Source organism: Mycobacterium sp. IS-3022 (genome assembly GCF_001500065.1).
Taxonomy (GTDB): Bacteria; Actinomycetota; Actinomycetes; order Mycobacteriales; family Mycobacteriaceae; genus Mycobacterium.
The window spans coordinates 72,517-96,831 of the sequence record NZ_LQIN01000009.1 but is presented as its reverse complement, the minus strand read 5'-3'; the positions used below and the strand labels follow the sequence as shown (position 1 = coordinate 96,831).

The following is a 24,315-nucleotide window of genomic DNA, read 5'->3' as shown; positions in this document are numbered from 1 at the left end:
GAGTTGGCGGTGCAGTATGTCGATTACACGTTGTGGCAGCGTGAACAGTTGGGGGAGTTGGCCGATCCCGGGAGTGCGGTTGCTGGGCAGCTGAGGTTTTGGGAGCAGGCGCTGGCGGGGATGCCCGAGCGGTTGGTGTTGCCCACTGATCGGCCGTATCCGGTGGTTGCTGATCACCGCGGCGCCGGTGTGGTGGTGGATTGGCCGGCTGAGTTGCAGCAGCGGGTTGCCGGGTTGGCTCGTGCGCACGGTGCGACCAGTTTCATGGTGGTGCAGGCGGCGTTGGCGGTGTTGTTGTCTCGGGTCAGCGCCAGTGCTGATGTGGCGTTCGGGTTTCCGGTGGCTGGTCGTTCTGATCCGGCGCTCGATGAGTTGGTGGGCTTTTTCGTCAACACGTTGGTGTTGCGGGTGGATTTGGGCGCGGATCTGACGGTGGCCGAGTTGTTGGCCCAGGTTCAGCAGCGCAGTTTGGCCGCTTATGAGCATCAGGATGTGCCGTTCGAGGTGTTGGTGGAGCGGCTCAATCCGGCGCGCAGTCTGGCCCATCATCCGTTGGTGCAGGTGTTGTTGGCCTGGCAGAACTTCGCCGGTCACGACAACGGCGCGGGCGTGGAGTTGGTGTTGGGGGATGTGCAGGTCACTCCGGTGCCGGTGCAAACCCAGACCGCGCGAATGGATTTGACGTTCACCCTGGCCGAGCGTTGGAGCGCTGCCGGTGAGCCGGCCGGGATCGGCGGGTCGGTGGAGTTTCGCACTGATGTGTTCGATGCGGCGAGCATCCAAACGCTGGTGGGGCGGTTGCGGCGGGTGCTGGAGGTGATGAGCGTTGACTCGCGGCGGCGGCTTTCGTCGATCGATGTGGTCGATGAGGCCGAGTGCGCGCGCCTGGATGGGTGGGCCAACCGGGCGGTGTTGACCGAGCCGGCGCCGGTGGCGGCCTCGATTCCGCAGTTGTTCGCCGCGCAGGTGGCGCGCGCCCCGCAGGCGGTGGCGCTGCGTTTCGGCGACCGCTCGATGCGCTATGGCGAGCTCGATGAGGCGTCGAACCGGTTGGCGCACTTGCTGATTGCTCGCGGTGTCGGACCCGGCGAGCGGGTGGCGTTGCTGGCGCCGCGGTCTGTTGAGGCGGTCGTGGCGATTTTGGCGGTGCTCAAGACCGGGGCGGCCTATGTGCCGATCGATCCGGCGGTGCCCGATGCGCGGATCGAGTTTGTGCTGGCCGATGCCGCGCCGGTCGCGGCGGTCACCACCGCCGATCTGCGCTCACGCCTGGATGGCTGCGATCTGGTGGTCCTCGATGTCGCCGATCTCGACGACCCCGCGGTCGCGGCCCGGCCCGACCCGGTACTGCCGGCCCCGGCCGCCGAGGACATCGCGTATCTGATCTACACCTCGGGCACCACCGGGGTGCCCAAAGGGGTTGCCGTCACCCACCACAACGTGACCCGGCTGCTGGCCTCGGCGCATCCGCATCTGCCCCCGGCCGGGGTGTGGTCGCAGTGGCATTCCTACGCCTTCGACGTCTCGGTCTGGGAGATCTTCGGCGCCCTGCTGGGCGGCGGACAACTGGTGATCGTGCCCGACTCCATCGTTGGATCACCCACAGAATTCCACGCCCTGCTCATCAACCAACACATCACCGTCCTCAGCCAAACCCCCTCCGCGTTCTACGCGTTGCAAGCCGCTGATGCGCTGGCCCCTGAGCTGGGACAGCGGCTCGAGCTCGAGGCGGTGGTGTTCGCCGGGGAAGCGCTGGAACCCCAGCGGCTCAGGACGTGGCTGGACCACCACCCCGAATCACCGCGCCTGATCAACATGTACGGCACCACCGAGACGACGGTGCATGCCTCGTTCCGGGAGATCGTCGACAGCGACATCGAGGGCAATGCCAGCCCGATCGGGGTGCCGTTGGCGCATCTGGGCTTTTTTGTGCTGGACAGATGGCTGCGTCCGGTGCCGGCCGGTGTCGTCGGTGAGTTGTATGTGGCCGGTTCCGGGCAGGCATACGGGTACGTGGGCCGGTCGGGTCTGACCGGATCGCGGTTTGTGGCGTGTCCGTTCGGCGGCCCTGGCGAGCGGATGTATCGCACAGGCGATCTGGCGCGCTGGGGCGCCGACGGGCAGCTGCGATACGTCGGGCGCGCCGACAAGCAGGTCAAGATCCGCGGATATCGCATCGAGCCAGGTGAGATCCAGGCCGCCCTGGCCGCGCTGGATGGGGTTGATCAAGCGGTCGTCGTCGCCCGCGAGGACCGCCCCGGCGACAAGCGCCTGGTGGCTTATTTCACCGGCACCGCCGACCCGGCCGGGCTGCGTCCCGCGCTGGCCGAGCAGCTCCCGCCGTATATGGTGCCGGCCGCGGTGGTGGCCATCGACGCGCTACCGCTGACCGTCAACGGCAAACTCGACACTCGCGCCCTGCCCGCACCGGAGTACCACGAAACCGATCACCACCGCGCCCCGGTAAGCGCGGTCGAGGAAGTTCTGGCCGGCATCTACGCCCACGTGCTCGGTGTCGACCGCGTCGGACTCGACGACTCGTTCTTCGACCTGGGCGGCGATTCGCTGTCGGCAATGCGTCTGGTCGCCGCGATCAACAAGTCACTGGATTCAAGCCTTGCCGTGCGCGCTGTCTTCGATGCGCCCACGGTTGCCCAGTTGGCCCCGCGTATCGGTGGCGAAGGGTGTGGACTTGACCCGGTGGTGGCTGTCGAGCGGCCTTCGGTGGTCCCACTGTCGTTCGCCCAGACCCGGTTGTGGTTCATCGACCAATTGCAGGGCGCCTCACCGGTTTACAACATGGCCGCGGCGATGCGGCTTGGGGGACACCTGGATGTCGACGCGCTGGGTGCGGCATTCGCCGATGTGGTGGACCGTCACGAGAGCCTGCGCACACTGTTCGCCGATGTCGACGGGCTCCCCCGGCAGGTGGTTGTCCCGATGGAGCGGGCCGATGTCGGCCGTCAGGTGATCGACGCCTCGGGCTGGTCGGCGGCTCGTCTCGACGAGGCCGTCAGCGCGGCGGCCCGCGCCACGTTCGACTTGGCGACGGAGATCCCGTTGCGGGCAACACTTTTCCGTATCGCCGATGACGAGCATGTGTTGGTGGCGGTGGTGCACCATATCGCCGCGGACGGCTGGTCGATCGCCCCGTTGGTGCGTGACCTGGGGGTGGCGTATGCCAGCCGGTGTGCCGGGTCGGCGCCGGGTTGGGCGCCGTTGCCGGTGCAGTATGTCGATTACACGTTGTGGCAGCGGGCGCAGTTGGGTGATCTCGAGGACGGCGACAGCCGTATTGCCGCGCAGCTGAACTATTGGGAGCAGGCGCTGGCCGGTCTGCCCGAGCGGTTGGCGCTGCCCACCGATCGACCCTATCCCCTGGTGGCCGATCAACGCGGCGCCACGGTCGCTGTCGACTGGCCTGCCGAGCTGCAGCAGCGAGTGCAGGCAGTTGCTCGCGAACACAGCGCGACCAGCTTCATGCTGCTGCAGGCCGCGTTGGCGGTGCTGTTGGCCAAGCTCAGCTCGAATTCTGAGGTGCCCATTGGCTTTCCGATCGCCGGGCGGCGTGACCCGGCGCTCGATGAGTTGGTCGGGTTCTTCGTAAACACGTTGGTGTTGCGCGTCGATGTGGCCGGCGATTCCACCGCCGCCGAACTGCTGGACCAGGTTCGAACACGCAGCCTGGCCGCGTACGAACATCAGGACGTGCCCTTCGAGGTCCTCGTGGAGCGGCTCAACCCGACCCGAAGTCTGACCCATCATCCGCTGGTGCAGGTGATGCTGGCATGGCAGAACAACGAGCCCGCGAACCTGGCCTTGGGTGATCTGCAGGTCAACCCGGTGCCGGTGGACACCCGCACCGCGCGCATGGATCTGTCGCTTTCGTTGGCCGAACGGTTCACCGAGACAGGTGAGCCCGCCGGGATCGGCGGGAGCGTGGAGTTTCGCACCGATGTGTTCGACGCCGCAAGCGTCGAAAGGTTGATCGCGCGACTCCAGCGGGTGGTCGAGGCGATGACCGCCGATCCGGCGGCGACGTTGTCGTCGATTGATGTGCTCGATGAGCTCGAACACGCCCGCCTGGATGGGTGGAGCAACCGCGCGGCGTTGACCCAGCCTCTCCCGGGCGCGGTGTCGGTTCCGGCGTTGTTCGCCCAGCATGTGACGCGTGTGCCCGAGGCCGTGGCGATCACCTGCGGGGAACGCTCGTGGACCTACCGCGAACTCGACGACGCTGCGAATCGATTGGCACACTTGCTGATCGGCCACGGTGTCGGCCCGGGTGAGTGCGTGGCGCTGCTGTTCGAGCGATCGGCCGAGGCGATTGTGGCGATGTTGGCCGTGCTCAAGACCGGGGCGGCGTATCTGCCGATCGACGCGGCGGTGCCGGACGCGCGGATGAAATTCATGGTCTCCGATTCCGCGCCGATTGCCGCGATCACCACCGCGGCGTTGGCCGAGCGCTTGGACGGCTGCGATGTTTCGGTGATCGACGTCGGTGATATCGAGGGCACCGCTGCCATCCGGCCCAGCGCCGCCTTGCCGGACCCGTCCCCCGATGACATCGCCTACCTCATCTACACGTCGGGCACCACCGGTGTGCCCAAGGGTGTCGCGATCACCCACCGCAACGTGACCCAGCTGCTGGAGTCGCTCGATGCCGGCCTGCCGACTGCGGGTGTGTGGCCGTTGTGTCATTCGTTGGCCTTCGACGTGTCGGTATGGGAGGTCTTCGGCGCGCTGTTGCGGGGTGGCCGAGTGGTGGTGGTGCCCGAGGAGGTAGCGGGCTCCCCCGAGGACTTCCACGCATTGCTGGTAGCTGAAAACGTCGACGTGCTCACCCAGACTCCTTCTGCGGTAAGGCTTTTGCCACGCGAGGGGTTGGAGTCGGCGGCGGTGGTGGTGGTCGGTGAGGCCTGCTCGGCCGAGGTGGTCGATCGCTGGGCGCCGGGTCGGGTGATGATCAACGCCTACGGCCCGACCGAGACCACGATGTGTGTGGCGATCAGTGCGCCACTGAGCCCGGGATCGGGGGTGCCGATCGGTGCGCCGGTGCCCGGCGCGGCGTTGTTTGTGCTCGATGAGTGGTTGCACCCGGTGCCTGCCGGCGTGATCGGTGAGTTGTATGTGGCCGGCGCCGGTGTGGGCGTGGGGTATTTGAGTCGCGGCGGGTTGACCGGGACGAGGTTTGTGGCCTGTCCGTTCGGCGCGCCCGGGACACGGATGTACCGCACAGGCGATCTGGTGTGTTGGCGCCCTGACGGGCAGCTGGACTATCTGGGTCGCGCCGACGAGCAGGTCAAGATCCGCGGCTATCGCATCGAGCTCGGTGAGATCCAAGCCGCGCTGGCCGCCCTCGACGGAGTGGGCCAGGCGGCAGTGATCGCGCGCGAGGACCGCCCTGGCGACAAGCGGCTGGTCGGCTATGTCACCGGGTCTACCGATCCGGGCGGGCTGCGTGCCGCGCTGGCCGAGCGGTTGCCCGGGTACATGGTGCCGACGGCGATCGTGGTCCTCGAGTCGCTGCCGCTGACACCCAACGGCAAGCTCGACACCCGCGCCCTGCCCGCCCCCGACTATGGCGACGGCGATCGGTACCGCGCCCCCGCCGACGCGGTCGAGGAGATCCTGGCCGGCATCTACGCCCAGGTGCTGGGTCTGGACCGCGTCGGCGTCGATGACTCGTTCTTCGACCTGGGTGGGGACAGCATCCTGTCGATGCAGGTGGTGGCCCGGGCCCGGGCGGCCGGGCTGTCGTGTCGCCCGCGCGACGTCTTCGTCGAGCAGACCGTGGCGCGGCTGGCCCGGGTCGCCGGAATGACCGGCGGTGCGCACGGCCCCGTCGACGAGGGCGTCGGGCCCGTCGTCGCGACGCCGATCATGCGTTGGCTGGCCGGCGTCCAGGGCCCGGTCGACGAGTTCAACCAGACCATGGTCGTCCAAGCCCCGGCCGGAGTGACCGAGGCCGACGTGGCGGCGATGTTGCAGGCCTTGCTGGATCGGCACGCCATGCTGCGGCTGCGTGTCGACACCGCGGACTCCGGGCCGTGGTCACTACACGTGCCCCAGCCGGGGTCGGTCGACGCGCATGGGTGCCTGCGATCGGTGGATGCGTTGTCCGACGAGGCGCTGCGGGAGGCGCGGGCGCGGTTGAACCCGGCCGCCGGGGCGATGCTCAGCGCGCTGTGGATTTCGGCCACAGGTCAGCTCGTCGTGATCATTCACCACTTGGCCGTCGACGGGGTGTCGTGGCGAATCCTGTTGGATGACCTCAACATCGCGTGGGCCCAGCATCGAGCAGGGCAGCAGGCAGCGCTGCCGGCGGCGGGGACGTCGTTCCAGCGATGGGCGGAGGTGCTGGCTGAGCACGCCCGCCACCCAAAGGTCGTCGAACAGGCGAACGTATGGCGGCAGGTGGCGGCGACCCCCGCCGTACTGCCGGCAGTGCAGCCCGCAGTGGACACATTCGCCACGGCCGAGCGCCTCTCGGTCACGGTGGATTCCGAGACGACCCGCATGCTGCTCGATGAGGTACCCGCGGCGTTTCACGCTGGGACACAAGACATTCTGTTGATCGCGCTCGCCTTGGCGGTGGCCGAGTCGTTCGGCACCGGCAGCGCGGCGATCGGCATCGATGTGGAGAGCCACGGCCGCTCCGAGGATCTAGCAGGAATCTCCGCACCAATTGACCTGTCGCACACGGTGGGGTGGTTCACCGCCAAGTACCCGGTGTCCTTGAACGTCGGCGGACCCGCCGGCGGGCTGTCATGGGCGCAGGTGATGACGGGCGACGCGGCGCTGAGCGCGGTCATCAAGGACGCCAAGGAACAGCTTCGCGCCTTGCCCGATGGGCTGACCTACGGTCTGCTGCGCTACCTGAACGTCGCGGCGGATCTGGAGGTGGCGGACCCGGCGATCGGCTTCAACTATCTGGGCCGCATCGGTGCCGCAGCGCCCGGCGGGTCCGCTGATGGGTGGCGGATCTCCCCGGAAGGTCCGTCGCTGACCGCCGCCTGCGCAGCAGTGCCCATGCCACTGGCGCACACCGTGGAGCTCAACGCCGTCGCAGTCGCCACGGACACCGGCCCGAATCTGCGCGCCGACTGGACGTGGGCGCTCTCGGCGCTCGATCACGCGCAGATCAGCCGGCTGAGCCAATTGTGGGTCGAGGCCCTGATCGGCATGTGCGCGCACGTGCGCAGTGGCGGAGGCGGATTGACCCCGTCGGACATCGCGCCTGCCCGGTTGAGCCAGCAGCAGATCGACGAACTGCAGCGCCGACTCGCAGTCGCCGATGTGCTGCCGCTGAGCCCGGTGCAGCGCGGGCTGCTGTTCCACGCCAACACCGCGCTGGTCAGCGACGACCTGTACACGGGGCAGCTGGATATCACCCTGACCGGTCCGCTCGACCCCGCCCGGCTGCGCGAAGCGGTGCACGCCGTGGTCACCCGGCATCCGAATCTGGTGGCCCGCTTCTACCAAGAGTTCGACGAACCGGTGCAGATCATCCCGGCTGCTCCCGAAATCGACTGGCGCTACGCGGATTTCGACGGCGTAGCGCCCGATGAGGAAATCGAGCGGCTCTGTGCCGCCGAACGCGCCGCGGTCTGCGACCTGGTCGAGGCGTCGCCATTTCGGGTGGTGTTGATCCGCACCAAAGCAGACCAGCACCGGCTGATATTGACCAATCACCACATCGTGCTCGATGGCTGGTCGCTGCCGATCCTGCTGCAGGAGATCTTCGCCGACTATCACGGGATGCGCCTACCGACGCCCGCGCCGTATCGCAGCTTCATCACCTGGCTGGCCGAGCGAGACCTCGATTCCGCCCACACGGCCTGGCGTGAAATGTTCGCCGGATTCGACACCCCGACGCTGGTCAGTCCCCAGGCTCAAATAGCGGTGGGGCGGCGAGGCACTGAATCGTTTTCGGTGTCGGCGCAGACCACCCGAGCGCTCGGCGAGCTGGCGCGCTCGCACCACACCACCGTCAACATCGTGTTGCAGGCCGCGTTCGCGCGGCTGTTGTGCGGGCTGACAGGTCAGCATGATGTCGCCTTCGGCACCGTGGTCTCGGGGAGGCCGGCCGACGTGGCCGACGCGGAATCGATGGTGGGCCTGCTGATCAACACGGTGCCGGTGCGGGCGACCTTCACGGCCGCGACCACCACCGCAGACCTACTGGGGCAGCTGCAACGCGCCCACAATGACACGCTCGAGCATCAGCACCTGGCGCTCAACGACATTCACCGCATCACCGGTCACGAGAAGCTGTTCGACACGCTTTTCGTGTACGAGAACTATCCGATCGACGCCGCCACCGCGTTAGGTGACCACCAGTTGGCGGTCACCGATGTCTCCTTCCATGAATCGACCCATTACCCGTTGGCGGTGCAAGCCGTGCCGGGACCGGAGCTCGGTTTCCGCATCGAATACGACGCCGGTGTCTTCGACGCGCACGGCATCGCAGCCCTCGGGGAGCGGTTGGAGGCGGTGTTGGTGGCGATGACCGCCGACCCGGCGCGGCGGCTCTCGCAGGTGGACGTGCTCGATGAGGCCGAGCTCGCTCGCCTGGATGAGTGGGGCAACCGGGCGGTGTTGACCCAGCCGGTGACCGGCACGTCGGTTCCGGCATTGTTCGCCGCGCAGGCGGCCCGCAGCCCGGATGCGGTGGCGCTGGTGTGCGGGGAGCACTCGTGGACCTATCGCGAGGTCGACGAGGCGGCGAATCGGTTGGCGCACTTCCTGGTCCGCCGCGGGGCGGGCCCGGGCGAGCGGGTGGCGGTGCTGTTCAACCGTTCCGCTGAGGCGATCGTCTCGATTTTGGCGGTGATGAAGGCGGGGGCGGCGTATCTGCCCATCGACCCGGCGGTGCCGGCGGCGCGGATCGAGTTCATGCTCACCGACGCCGCGCCGATCGCCGCGGTCACCACTGCGGATCTGGCGACGCGGTTCGACGGGTTCGACGTGACGGTGATCGACGTCGACGATCCCGCCATCGCCGCCCAGCCCGGCACGGCGCTGCCGGGCCCGGCCCCCGACGACCTCGCCCACATCATCTACACCTCGGGCACCACCGGAACGCCGAAGGGCGTGGCGGTCACCCAACGCAACGTGACTCAGTTGTTCGACTCGCTGCGGATCGGTGTGGACCTCTCAGCCGAGCAGGTGTGGACCCAATTCCATTCGTATGCCTTCGATTTCTCGGTGTGGGAGATCTGGGGCGCGCTGCTCCATGGCGGGCGACTGGTGGTGGTGCCCGAATCGGTGGCACGTTCACCGCAACAGTTCCACCGGCTGCTGGTGCGCGAACAAGTCACGGTGTTGACGCAGACCCCGTCGGCGGCCGGGGTGCTGCCGGTGGAAGGCCTGGACGCGGCGGCGTTGGTGATCGGTGCGGAGCCCTGTCCGCCGGAGTTGGTGGATCGATGGGCCCCCGGCCGGGCCATGGTCAACGTTTACGGGCCGACCGAGACCACGATGTGGTTGTGTGCCAGTGCCCCGCTGGCCGCGGGATCGGGCTCCCCGCCGATCGGCTCACCGACGGCATGGGCGTCGTTCTTTGTGCTCGACGGCTGGTTGCGCCCGGTTCCTGCGGGTGTGGTCGGCGAGCTTTATCTGGCCGGTCGCGGGGTGGGCGTTGGTTACTGGCGCCGGTCGGGGTTGACTGCGTCGCGGTTTGTGCCGTGTCCGTTTGGCGGTGCGGGTGCGCCCGGAACACGGATGTATCGCACTGGGGATTTGGTGCGGTGGCGTGGTGATGGGCAGTTGGATTATTTGGGTCGCGCTGATGAGCAGGTCAAGATCCGTGGGTATCGCATTGAGCTGGGTGAGATCCGTTCGGCGTTGACAGCGCTCGATGGGGTTGAGCAGGCGGCGGTGATCGCGCGGGAGGATCAGCCCGGTGTGAAGCGGTTGGTCGGTTATGTGACCGGTGCGGTGGATGCGGTCAAGGCGCGTGCGGCGTTGGCTGATCGGTTGCCCGGTTATATGGTGCCCGCGGCGGTGGTGGTGTTGGAGGCGTTGCCGGTCACGGTCAACGGCAAACTCGACACCCGTGCCCTGCCGGCCCCGGACTACCGCGTGGTGGACCGCTACCGCGCCCCAGCCGATGCGGTCGAGGAAATCCTGGCCGGTATCTACGCCCAGGTCCTGGGCCTGGACCGCGTCGGCGTCGACGACTCCTTCTTCGATTTGGGTGGGGATTCGATTTCGGCTATGCGGTTGGTCGCGGCGGTCAATGCCGGTTTGGGTGTTGATGTTGCGGTGCGCACGGTGTTCGAGGCGCCTACGGTTGCGCAGTTGGCGCCGCGGGTGGGTGAGGGCGGCGGTGGGTTGGAGCCGTTGGTGGTCGCGCAGCGGCCGGCGGTGGTGCCGTTGTCGTTTGCTCAGAACCGGTTGTGGTTCATCGATCAGTTGCAGGGTCCGTCACCGGTTTACAACATGCCGACCGCGGTTCGGATCAGTGGTGTGTTGGATGTGGCGGCGTTGGGTGCGGCGTTGGGCGATGTGGTCGGTCGTCATGAGAGTCTGCGCACGTTGTTCACCGCGGTTGAGGGGGTACCGCGGCAGGTGGTGGTTGCTGCCGAGAGTGCCTGCCTTGATTGGGATGTCGTTGATGCCGTGGGCTGGTCGGTGGGGCGGTTGCGGGATGCTGTGGGTGCTGAGGCGGGGCACGCGTTCGATCTGAGTACTGAGATTCCGATGCGGGCAAGGCTTTTCCGTGTGGGTGTCGATGAGCATGTGTTGGTGGTGGTGGTGCATCACATCGCTGCCGATGGTTGGTCGATCGCCCCGTTGGTGGCCGATTTGGGGGTGGCCTATGCCAGCCGGTGCGCGGGGCGCGCGCCGGGGTGGGCGCCGTTGCCGGTGCAGTATGTGGATTACACGTTGTGGCAGCGCGCGCAGTTGGGTGATCTCGAGGACGGTCAGAGTCGTATCGCTGCGCAGTTGGCGTATTGGCAGGATGTGTTGGCCGGGATGCCTGAGCGTGTGCAGCTTCCCACTGATCGGCCGTATCCGTTGGTGGCTGATCAGCGTGGGGCCGTGGTGGCGGTGGATTGGCCTGCGCAGGTGCAGCGGCGGGTGCGTGAGGTTGCTGGGCGCTACAACGCGACCAGTTTCATGGTGGTGCAGGCCGCGTTGGGGGTGCTGCTGTCGCAGTTGAGTGCCAGTTCTGATGTGGCGGTGGGGTTCCCGATCGCTGGGCGGCGTGATCCGGCGCTCGATGAGTTGGTCGGGTTTTTCGTCAATACGTTGGTGTTGCGGCTGGATTTGGCCGGTGATCCCACGGTGGCTGAGGTGTTGGCTCAGGTGCGGGCGCGCAGCCTGGCCGCTTATGAGCATCAGGATGTGCCGTTCGAGGTGCTGGTGGAGCGGCTCAATCCGACGCGCAGCTTGGCGCATCACCCGCTGGTGCAGGTGGCGTTGGCGTGGCAGAACTTCGCCGGTGATCCTGCGGCGGGGTTGGCGTTGGGTGATGTGGCGGTCAGCGCGGTGCCGGTGGATACCCACACCGCCCGCATGGATGTGAGTTTCTCGCTGGCTGAACGGTTCAGCGAGGCCGGTGATCTCGCCGGGATCGGTGGGGCGGTGGAGTTCCGCACCGATGTGTTTGACGCCGCCAGCATCGAGGTGCTGATCGAGCGGTTGCAGACGGTGGTGGTGGCGATGACCGCCGACCCGGGCCGGCGGCTGTCCTCGATCGACGTGCTGGGTGCCGGTGAGCGTGCCCGCCTCGATGAGTGGGGTAATCGGGCGGTATTGAACGAGTCTGTGCCCGGCGCTGCTTCGGTGTCGGTTCCGGAGTTGTTGGCCGCGCAGGTCGCCCGCACTCCGGATGCGGTGGCGGTGAGCGCCGACGGTCACTCGTGGACCTATCGCGAACTCGACGAGGCGGCGAATCGGTTGGCGCACGTGTTGGCCGGACACGGGGCCGGTTCGGGGCGGTGCGTGGCGCTGTTGTTGGAGCGTTCGGCCGAGGCGATCGTGGCGATGTTGGCGGTGCTCAAGACCGGGGCGGCGTATCTGGCGATCGACGCGGCGGTGCCGGCGGCGCGGGTGGAGTTCATGCTCGCCGATGCCGCGCCGGTCGCCGCGGTCACCATGGCCGCGCTGGCCGACCGGCTCGAGGGCTATCGCCTGCCGGTCATCGATATCGACGATCCCGCCATCGCGCACCAGCCCGCCACGGCGTTGCCGGCGCCGGCGCCAGAGGATATCGCCTATCTCATCTACACCTCGGGCACCACCGGGGTGCCCAAGGGGGTGGCGGTCACTCACCGCAATCTGGGCCACTTGGCGCAGTCGTCGCCGCCGCACTTGCCGGCCGAGCAGGTGTGGACCCAATGCCATTCGTATGCTTTCGATTTCTCGGTGTGGGAGATCTGGGCCGCGCTGCTCCATGGCGGGCGACTGGTGGTGGTGCCCGAGTCGGTGACCACCTCGCCGCCCGATTTCCATGCCCTGCTGGTGCGTGAGCGGGTCAACGTGTTGACCCAGACCCCCTCGGCGGTGGCGGCGTTGTCCCCGCAGGGGTTGGAGTCGGTGGCGTTGCTGCTCGGCGGTGAGGCCTGCCCCGCTGATGTGGTGGACCGGTGGGCGCCGGGCCGGGTGATGATCAACGCCTACGGCCCCACCGAAATCACGGTGTACGCCTCGATGAGCGCGCCGCTGACCCCCGGATCAGGGGCAGCGCCGATCGGTGCGCCGGTATCGACTGCGGCGCTGTTCGTGCTCGATGAGTGGTTGCGCCCGGTGCCCGCCGGGGTCATCGGTGAGCTCTACGTCGCCGGCGCCGGTGTGGCATGCGGATATCTGGGCCGGTCGGGGTTGACTGCGTCGCGGTTTGTGCCGTGTCCGTTTGGCGGTGCGGGTGCGCCCGGAACACGGATGTATCGCACTGGGGATTTGGTGCGGTGGCGTGGTGATGGGCAGTTGGATTATTTGGGTCGCGCTGATGAGCAGGTCAAGATCCGTGGGTATCGCATTGAGCTGGGTGAGATCCGTTCGGCGTTGACAGCGCTCGATGGGGTTGAGCAGGCGGCGGTGATCGCGCGGGAGGATCAGCCCGGTGTGAAGCGGTTGGTCGGTTATGTGACCGGTGCGGTGGATGCGGTCAAGGCGCGTGCGGCGTTGGCTGATCGGTTGCCCGGTTATATGGTGCCCGCGGCGGTGGTGGTGTTGGAGGCGTTGCCGGTCACGGTCAACGGCAAACTCGACACCCGTGCCCTGCCGGCCCCGGACTACCGCGTGGTGGACCGCTACCGCGCCCCAGCCGATGCGGTCGAGGAAATCCTGGCCGGTATCTACGCCCAGGTCCTGGGCCTGGACCGCGTCGGCGTCGACGACTCCTTCTTCGATTTGGGTGGCGACAGCATTCTGTCCATGCAGGTGGTGTCCCGGGCCCGGGCATCGGGTGTGCTGTGTCGGCCCCGCGACATTTTCGTCGAGCAGACCGTCGCCCGGCTGGCTCGAGTGGTCGGGGTGGCCGGCGATGACGTCGACCTGACTGACGAAGGCACCGGGCCCGTCGCGGCGACCCCGATCATCCGTTGGTTGCATGACGTCCGGACCACAGGCGGCCCGGTCGACGAGTTCAACCAGACGATGGTGGTCCAAGCCCCGGCGGGGGTCACCGAGGCCGACGTGGAAGTCGTTCTGCAGGCCCTGCTGGATCGGCATGCCATGCTGCGGCTGCGTGCCACCGACGATGGTGCCGGGGGATGGTCGCTCCTGGTACCCGAGAAGGGGTCGGTGCATCCGCGCCTGGAATCGGTGGACGTGTGGTCCGATGAGGCGTTGGCGGCAGCCCGGTCCCGGCTGGACCCGGCCACCGGAACGATGGTCAGCCCGTTGTGGATCGCCTCGACCGGCCAGTTGGTGTTGATCGTTCATCACTTGGCCGTCGACGCGGTGTCCTGGCGGATTCTGCTCGAAGACCTCAACATCGCCTGGGCCCAACACCGCCATGGCCAACCCGTCGCGTTACCCGCGACCGGAACCTCGTTCGCCCGGTGGGCGTCGCTGCTCAGCGAACAAGCTCTCACCCCGGCGGTGGTCAACGAGGCCGACAGCTGGCGACGAGTCCTGGCGACGCCGGCCGCGCTTCCGGCCGTACAACCCGAGGTGGACACCTACGAAACCGCTGGGCACCTGACGGCAGCACTGGACGTCGAGACGACCCGGGCGCTGCTCGGTGACGTCCCGGCGGCGTTCCGCGCCGGGATCCAGGACATCCTGCTGATCGCCTTCGGAATGGCCTTGACGCAGTTCCTGGATACCGCCGCCACGCCAGTAGGCATCGATGTCGAAGGCCACGGCCGCATCGAGGACCTGGAGAACCTCTCCGCACCAATTGACCTGTCGCGCACCGTCGGCTGGTTCACCACCAAGTACCCGGTCGCTCTGAACACCGGCGGGTTGCGCTGGTCCCAGGTGGTGGCGGGCGAGCCGGCGCTGGGGCCCGTGATCAAGAGCGCAAAGGAACAATTGCGCGCCCTTCCCGACGGGCTGACCTACGGACTGTTGCGCTACCTCAACCCGAACGTCGACCTGCCCGGGTCCGAACCCACCGTCGGGTTCAACTACCTCGGCAGGTTGGTCGGGACTGCCAACGCCGCGGACCTCCGCGATATATGGCAGGTCAGCCACGACGGCATGTCGCACACCGCCGCGGCCGGCGCGATACCGATGCCACTCGGCCACACCGTGGAACTCAACGCCAGCACCGTCGACAGCGACACCGGCCCGCAGCTGCACGCCGCGTGGACGTGGGCTCCCTCGGCGCTCGACGACGCCCGGATAAGCCGTCTCAACCAGCTGTGGTTCGACGCGCTGACCGGCATCTGCGCGCACGTCGCCGCCGGCGGTGGTGGCCTCACACCTTCGGACATCGCGCCCGCCCAACTGACCCAGCGGCAGCTCGACGAGCTGAGCCGGCAACACCGGATCGCGGACGTCTTGCCCTTGACACCCCTGCAGCAGGGGCTGCTGTTCCACGCCAGCGCCACCATCGGCGATGACCACGACGACGTCTACGCCATGCAGCTCGACGTCACGGTCACCGGTCCGTTGGATCCCGACCGGCTGCGCGAGGCCGTCCACACCGTGGTCAACCGCCACCCCCACCTGGTGGCCCGGTTCAGCCAACGATTCGACGAACCGGTGCAGATCATCCCGGCCGACCCCGGCGTTCCCTGGCGATACCTCGAGATGGTCACCGACGACCCCGATGTTCCCGCCCAGGTTCAGCAGTTGTGCGCAGCCGAACGCGCCGCGGTCTGCGACGTGGTCCACGAGCCGGCCTTCCGCGCGACGCTGATCCGCACCGCCGACAACGAGCACCGATTCGTGATGACCTATCACCACATCGTGCTCGATGGCTGGTCGCTGCCGATCCTCCTACAGGAAATCTTCGCCAGCTACTTCGGGCAGCGTCTCCCGGCCGCCGGGTCCTACCGCAGCTTCGTCACGTGGCTGGCCGCTCAAGACGCCGACGCCGCCCGCGCCGCCTGGCGGGAAGTCCTGGCCGGTTTCGACACCCCCACACTGGTCGCTCCGAAGACCCGGTCCGGACCGGGGCGTCGAGGCACCGAATCGTTCCGGCTGACCGCCGAGACCACGCAGGCCGTCAACGAGCTGGCGCGCAGCTGCCGCACGACCGCCAACACCGTGCTGCAAGCCGCCTGGGCGCAAGTGCTCATGTGGCTGACCGGCCACCACGACGTCGCATTCGGCGTCGCGGTCTCGGGACGGTCAGCTGAGGTGGCAGACGCGGAATCGATGGTCGGCTTGCTGATCAACACCGTGCCGGTCCGGGCCACCATCACCCCGGCCACGACGATCGCCGACCTGCTCGGTGACCTGCAGCGCCGACACAGCGACACGCTCGACCACCAACACCTTGCGCTCAACGAGATCCACCGCGCCGCCGGCCACGATCAACTCTTCGACACCCTGTTCGTCTACCAGAACTATCCGGTGGAGACCGCGGCGATGTCCATGGCCGACGGGCTGGCCATCACCGAGTTCAACGATCGCGAGTTCAACCACTATCCGCTGACCCTGCAAGCCATGCCCGGCACCGAACTGGTTCTGCGGGTCGAATTCGACACCGACCTGTTCGACGAGAACCGCGTTCAAAAGATCATTGCGCGGTTCGAGCGAGCAGTCGTGAGCGCCACCCGACGGCTCCTGCCGATGGATCTGCTCGACGACGATGAGCGCGCAAATCTGGATGAGTGGGGCAACCGGGCAGTGTTGACGCGGCCCGCTTCGGCGCCGGTGGCGATCCCGGCGTTGTTCGCCGAGCAGGTCGCTCGTTCTCCCGAGGCGGCGGCGGTCAGTTTCGACGGCCGCAGCATGACGTATCGAGAGCTGGATGAGGCGTCGAATCGATTGGCGCACCTGCTGATTGCTCGCGGTGTCGGTGCCGGCGAGCGGGTGGCGTTGCTGTCGTCCCGGTCTGCCGAGGCGGTCGTGGCGATTCTGGCCGTGCTCAAGACGGGCGCGGCGTATGTGCCGATCGATCCAGCGGTGCCGGATTCGCGGATAGCGTTCGTGCTCGGGGACGCCGCGCCGGTCGCGGCGATCACCACCGCCGATCTGGCCGATCGGTTGGACGGCCATGGGTTGGTCGTCATCGATGTCGATGATCCGGCGGTGGAGGGCCAACCCAGTACCGCGCTGCCGGGGCCGAGTCCAGACGACGTGGCTTATCTGATCTACACCTCGGGCACGACGGGAGTGCCCAAGGGCGTGGCTATTCCGCATCGGAACGTGACGCGGCTGCTGGACGCCATCGATGCGCACCTGCCGTTGACGCCGAATCAGGTGTGGACGCAGTGCCACTCGCTGGCATTCGACGTCTCGGTGTGCGAGCTGTGGGGTGCGCTGCTGCACGGCGGGCGACTGGAGGTGGTGCCCGAGTCGGTGGTGCGGTCGCCCGAGGACTTCTACGCACTGTTGGTCAGCGAACGCGTCAGCGTGTTGAGCCAGACCCCGTCGGCGTTCTATGCCCTGCAATCCGTCGATACCCAACAGCGCGGATTGCGTGATCAGTTGCGGCTCGAGGCGGTGTTGTTCGCTGGAGAAGCGCTGGAACCCACTCGGCTTCGCCCGTGGCTGGACCACCATGCGGAAACACCGCGGTTGATCAACCTGTACGGCATCACCGAGACGACGGTGCACGCCTCGTTCCGCGAGATCGTCGATACCGATGTCGACAGCCCGGCCAGCCCGATCGGGGTGCCGCTGCCCTCTCTTGCGTTCTTTGTGCTCGACGACTGGCTGCGGCCCGTGGCGCCGGGTGTGGTGGGCGAGTTGTATGTGGCCGGCGCCGGCCTGGGGTACGGCTATGTGGGTCGGGCGGGCCTGAGCGCCACGCGGTTTGTGGCATGTCCGTTCGGCGCGCCAGGACTACAGATGTACCGCAGCGGAGACCTGGTGTGTTGGCGCGCCGATGGGCAACTGGATTATGTGGGCCGCGCCGACGAGCAGGTCAAGGTCCGCGGGTATCGGATCGAGCTCGGCGAAATCCAGGCCGCCCTGGCCGGTTTGGCCGGGGTCGAGCAGTCGGTGGTCGTCGCCCGCGAGGACCGCCCCGGCGACAAGCGGCTGGTCGGCTACATCACCGGCACCGCCGATCCCGCGGTGGCGCGTGCCGCGCTGAGCGAGAAACTGCCCGCCTACATGGTGCCGGCCGCGGTGGTGGCGATCGACACGGTGCCGTTGACGGTCAACGGCAAGCTCGACAGGCGGGCACTACCCGCACCGGAATACCAAGGCGCCGAGCGGTATCGCGCCCCGGCGAACGCAGTCGAAGAGATCCTGGCCGGCATCTACGCCCAAGTCCTCGGACTGGATCGCGTCGGCGTCGACGACTCGTTCTTCGAGCTTGGCGGCGATTCCCTGTCCGCGATGCGCCTGGTCGCGGCGATCAACAAGTCATTGGATATCGGCCTTGCGGTCAGGACCGTGTTCGATGCTCCCGCGGTCGCCCAGTTGGCGCTGCGCATGGGAACAGATGAGGGCCGGCTGGAGCCGTTGGTGGCTGGCGAGCGGCCGGCGGTGATGCCGCTGTCGTTTGCTCAAAGCCGGTTGTGGTTCATCGACGAATTGCAGGGGCCCTCACCGGTTTACAACCTGGCGGTGGGACTGCGGCTTCAAGGGCGCATTGATGTCGACGCGCTGGGCGCGGCGTTCGCCGATGTACTCGAGCGCCATGAAAGCCTGCGCACGGTGTTCCCGGCGGCCGACGGCATACCTCAGCAGCTGGTCGTGCCCACAGAGCAGGCCGAATTCGGTTGGGAGACGGTGGATGCGACCGGCTGGCAGCTACGCCGGTTGGAGGAGGCCGTCGAAGAAACGGCGCGGCACAGTTTCACCCTGGCCGAGGAGATTCCGCTTCGGGCACGCCTTTTCCGCCTCGCCGACGACGAACACGTGCTGGTGGCGGTGGTGCACCACATCGCTGCTGACGGCTGGTCGATCAGGCCGTTGGTGGCCGATCTGGGAGTGGCCTATGCCAGCCGGTGTGCGGGGCAAGCCCCAGGGTGGGCGCCGTTGGCGGTGCAGTACGCCGACTACACGCTGTGGCAGCGCGCGCAGCTTGGTGATCTCGAGGACAGTGACAGCCGTATCGCCAGGCAACTCGGATTCTGGGAGGGCGTGCTGGGCGGTATGCCCGAGCGCTTGATGCTGCCGACCGACCGGCCCTATCCGTTGGTGGCTGATCAGCGCGGCGCCACCGTGGCGGTGGATTGGCCTTCGGAATTGCACGAGCGGGTGCGGGCAGTGGCTCGCGAGCACGGCGCGACCAGTTTCATGGTGATGCAGGCCGCGTTGTCGGTGTTGCTTTCGAAGCTCAGCGCGAGTTCTGATGTGGCGGTGGGGTTCCCGATCGCAGGGCGGCGCGATCCCGCACTCGACGAGTTGGTCGGGTTCTTCGTCAACACGTTGGTGCTGCGGGTCGATATGGCCGGAGATCCCAGTGTTGCCGACGTGCTGGCTCAGGTGCGCGCACGCAGTCTGGCCGCGTACGAGCATCAGGACGTGCCCTTCGAAGTGCTCGTCGAACGGCTCAATCCGGCGCGGTCTTTGACCCATCATCCGCTGGTGCAGGTGATCTTGGCGTGGCAGAACTTCGCCGGTGAGTCCGCGGCCGGCTTGACGTTGGGTGATCTGGAGGCCACCCCGTTGCCGCTCGACACCCACACCGCGCGCATGGATCTGTCGTTCTCGCTGGCCGAACGCTGGACCGAAACCGGTGAGGCTGCCGGCATTTCGGGCACGGTGGAGTTCCGCACCGATGTGTTCGACACGGCCAGCATCGAAGCCCTGATCGAGCGGTTGCAACGGGTGCTCGAGGTAATGACCGCCGACTCCACCCGGCCGTTGTCGGTGATCGATGTCCTCGATGCCGACGAACATGCCCGCGTCGATGCGATCGGTAATCGGGCGGCGCTGACCGAGCCGGTCGCCGCGGACTCGATTGTGGCGTTGTTCGAGGCGCAGGTCGTCGACGCTCCCGACGCGGCGGCCGTCAGCTTCGACGGCCGCGGAATCACTTATCGTGAACTGGACGAGGCTGCAAACCGATTGGCGCACAGGCTGATCAGTCGCGGTGTGAAGCCCGGGCAGCGGGTGGCGTTGCTGTTCGGACGCTCCGTCGAAGCGGTCGTGGCGATCTTTGCGGTGCTCAAGACCGGTGCGGCGTATGTGCCGATCGATCCGTCAGTGCCCGACGCGCGGTTGGAGTTCGTGCTCGGCGATGCGGCGCCGGTGGCCGCGCTCACCACGGCGGCGCTCGCCGAACGGCTGGCCGGACGCGGGCTGACGGTCATCGACATGGATGACTCCGCGCTCGACAATCAACCTGTCAGCACTCTCCCGGGGCCGCGTCCAGACGACATCGCTTACCTCATCTACACCTCGGGCACGACGGGTGTGCCCAAGGGAGTGGCGATCCCTCACCACAACGTCACCCGGCTGCTGCGTGCTATCGACACCCGGCTGGAGCTCCCGCCGAAACAGGTGTGGACACAGAGCCATTCGCTGGCTTTCGACTTCTCCGTCTGGGAGATCTTCGGCGCGCTGTTGCATGGCGGGCGGCTGGTGATCGTCTCGGATTCGGTGGCTCGGTCGCCAGAGGAGTTCCACGACTTGCTGATCGATGAGCAGGTCAACGTGTTGAGCCAGACGCCGTCGGCGTTCTATGCGCTGCAATCCATCGACGAGCTGACCCCCGACTCGGCGTCCGAGTCGGCACTTGACGTCGTGGTGTTCGGCGGTGAGGCGCTCGAGCCGCCACGGCTCAAAGCCTGGCTGGAGCAGCATCCGGAAGCACCGCGATTGATCAACATGTACGGGATCACCGAGACGACGGTGCACGCCTCGTTCCGCGAAATCGGACTCGCCGACGTCGACAACGCCGTCAGCCCGATCGGGGTGCCGCTGGCGCACCTGGGCTTCTTCGTGCTCGACGCGTGGCTGCGGCCGGTGCCGGTCGGCGTCGTCGGGGAGCTGTATGTGGCCGGCGCCGGGGTAGGCGCCGGGTATGTGGGCCGGTCCGGGTTGAGCGCGACACGGTTCGTGGCATGTCCCTTCGGCGGCCCCGGCACCCGCATGTATCGCACCGGGGATCTGGTGTGTTGGGGCGTCGATGGCGAGCTGAGGTATCTGGGTCGCGCCGACGAGCAGGTCAAGATCCGCGGGTATCGCATCGAGCTCGGCGAAATCCAAGCCGCCCTGGCCGGATTGGACGGGGTCGAGCAGGCGGTGGTGATCGCCCGCGAGGACCGCCCCGGCGACAAGCGGCTGGTGGGGTATGTGACCGGCATCGACGATTCGGCGGGGCTGCGTGCCCAGCTGGCCGAGCGGCTGCCCGCATACATGGTGCCGGCCGCGGTCGTGACGCTGGACGCGCTTCCGCTGACGGTCAACGGCAAGCTCGACATTCGCGCGTTGCCGGCACCGGAGTACTCCGACGTCGATCACTACCGCGCCCCGGCCAACGCCGTCGAGGAGATTCTTGCCTGCATCTACGCCGAGGTTCTCGGGCTGGAGCGGGTCGGGGTCGACGATTCGTTCTTCGACCTCGGCGGCGACAGCATTTCCGCCATCCAGGTGATCATGCGGGCCAACGCCGCGGGCCTGGTCGGTCGCCCGCGCGACATCTTCGTCCAGCAGACCGTGGCACGCCTGGCCCGAGTGGTCAGGCTGGCCGACGGTCCCGGCGGCGAGACCGACGAGGGCACCGGGCCGGTGATCGCGACCCCGATCATGCACTGGTTGAAAGGCGTGGAAAGTGCCGGCGGCCCGATCGACGAGTTCAACCAGACAGTGCTGCTGCAGGCTCCTGCGGGGGTGATCGAACCTGATGTGGTGGTGCTGCTGCAGGCCCTGCTGGACCGCCATGCCATGCTGCGGCTGCGTGCCGCGGACGACGGCGCCGGGGGATGGTCGCTGACCGTGCCCGAGCCGGGCTCGGTGGACGCCCGTGGATGCCTGCAATCGGTGGACGTGTTGACGAATGAGGCGCTGGTGGCGGCGCGGTCGCGGTTGAAACCGTCCGACGGGGTGATGCTGCGCGCCGTGTGGGCGTCGTCCACCGGCCAGTTGGCGTTGATCGTTCATCACCTGGCCGTTGACGGGGTGTCGTGGCGGATTGTGTTGGAGGACATCAACATTGCTTTGACCCAGCATCGCGGCGGCCAGCCCGTGCTGCTGCCGCCGGCGGGGACGTCGTTTGCCCGCTGGGCGGAGCTGCTGAATGAGTACGCGCGCCATCCGGACGTGGTCGGCCAGGCGGATGTGTGGCGGCAGGTGGCGGCGATCCCCGCGGCGTTGCCGGCGCCGCAACCCGCGGTGGACACGCTTGCCACGGCCGGACACCTGACGGAGCTGCTGGACGCCGAGACCACCCACATGCTCCTCGGCGAGGTACCTGCTGCATTCCACGCCGGGGTGCACGAGATCTTGTTGATCGCGTTCGGGTTGGCGTGGGCGCAGTTCCTGGGCACCGGCGGCGCTCCGATCACCATCGATGTGGAGGGTCACGGTCGCCAGGAGGACTTGGCGGAGCTGGGCGCCGATGTGGACCTGTCGCGCACGGTGGGGTGGTTCACCGCCAAGTACCCGGTGTCGTTAGCGGTGGGTGGGTTGAGCTGGACCCAGGTGGTGACCGGCGACGCGGCACTGGGCACAGTGCTCAAAGACGCCAAAGAGCAACTGCGTTCCTTGCCGGACGGGCTGACCTACGGCCTGCTGCGCTACCTGAATCCCGATGTGGAGTTGGTCGGGCGCGACCCGGCGATCGGCTTCAACTATTTCGGGAGATTGGGCTCGCCCGCGGCCTATGCGTCCGGTGACGTGTGGCGGTTCAGCCAAGAAGGCTTGTCATTGACCGGTTCCGCTGAGGCGATGCCCAGTGACATGCCCATTGCGCTGATGCACACCGTCGAGCTCAACGCGGTCACCATCGACACCGACTACGGCCCGCACCTGAGCGCCACCTGGACGTGGGCGCCCTCGGCGATGGATCGGACGGCGGTCACCCGGATCAGCCGGTTGTGGTTCGACGCCCTGGCCGGCATCTGCGCGCATGTCAGGCGCGGCGGGGGCGGTTTGACCCCGTCGGATATCGCCCCGGCGCGGCTGAGCCAGCAGCAGATCGACGAACTGCACGCCCAGTTCCCGATCGTCGACGTGCTGCCGCTGACCCCCTTGCAGCAGGGCCTGCTTTATCACGCGAGCATCGCGAAAGGCTCCGGCGACGATGCGTATGCGGTGCAGCTGGACATCGCGTTGAGCGGCCCGGTCGACGCGCACCGGCTGCGCGATGCCGTGCAAACCGTGGTCGGCCGGCATCCACACCTGGCCGCCCGATTCTGTCCACAATTCGAGCAACCGGTGCAGATCATTCCCGCTGACCCCGTCGCGCCCTGGCGGTATGTCGAATTGGATGCCGGCGGCGCCGGTTTCGACGTCGATGAGCAGATCGAGCGGCTCTGTGTCGCCGAACGTGCCGCGGTCTGTGACCTCGTCGACCAGCCCGCCTTCCGGGCAGCTCTCATCCGCATCTCGGACGACCGGTACCGATTTGTGCTGACCAATCACCACATCGTGCTCGATGGCTGGTCGATGCCGATCCTGCTGCAGGAGATCTTCGCCGGCTACCACGGGCACCGGCTGCCCGCGGCCTCGCCGTATCGCAGCTTCATGACCTGGCTCGCCGAACGGGACCACGCTGCCGCCCGAGCGGCGTGGCGCGAGGTGTTCACCGATTTCGACACCCCCATTCTCGTCGGCCCGCCGCAAGAGCTCGGGTTCGGGCAGCGAAGCGTCGAATTGTTCCGGGTGCCTGTGAAGACCACGCGGGCCCTCACCAAGCTGGCGCGCTCGCATCACACCACCGTCAACACGGTGCTGCAGGGTGCCTGGGCGCTACTCCTGTCCTCGCTGACCGGCGAGCAGGATGTGGCCTTCGGCACCGTGGTCTCGGGTCGGCCGGCTGAGGTCGACGGCGCGGACTCGATGGTTGGGCTGCTGATCAACACGGTGCCGGTGCGGGCGCACATCACGCCGGCAACATCCGCTGCAGACCTGCTCGATCAGCTGCAAAGCACCCACAACGACACCCTTGACCACCAGCACCTGGCGCTCAGCGAGATCCATCGCATCACCGGTCAGGAGAGACTGTTCGACACCGTCTTCGTGTACGAGAACTACCCGACCGACACCGGCACGCCGCCGGGCGCGAACGGGTTGGCCATCACCGGTTTCACCAGCCGCGACTTCTACCACTATCCGCTGACGGTGCAAGCTGGACCCGGCCGCGAACTGGAACTTCGCGTCCAATATCGCACCGATGTTTTCGACCTGGCCAGCGTCCGAGCGCTCATCGAGCGGTACCAGCAGGTGTTGGTGGAGATGACCGCCCATCCGACGCGGCCGTTGTCATCGATTGATGTGCTCGATGGGACCGACCACGCCCGGTTGGATGAGATAGGCAAGCGGGCAGTGTCGAACCAGCCGGAGAGCGAGGCGCTCCCGGCACCCGAAGGCGACGACACCGCTGGTGATTACCTCGCCCCGACGACGCTGGTGGAGCAGATCCTGGCCGGCATCTACGCCGAGGTGCTGGGGCTAGACCGCGTGGGAGTCGACGAGTCGTTCTTCGACCTGGGCGGGGATTCGATTTCCGCGATGCGGGCGATCACGGCGATCAACACCGCCCTTGATGCCGACCTCGGGGTGTCCATCTTGGTAGACGCGCCGTCCGTCAGAAGCCTGAGCGAGCACGTGTGCAGC

1 pseudogene is annotated in these 24,315 nt (G+C 67.4%); it reads left to right on the top strand.

Features of this window, described 5'->3' with window-relative positions:
- Positions 1 to 24,309: pseudogene (locus AU188_RS08500) on the top strand (non-ribosomal peptide synthase/polyketide synthase); the annotation flags it as partial.
- Positions 24,310 to 24,315 lie beyond the last annotated feature (6 nt).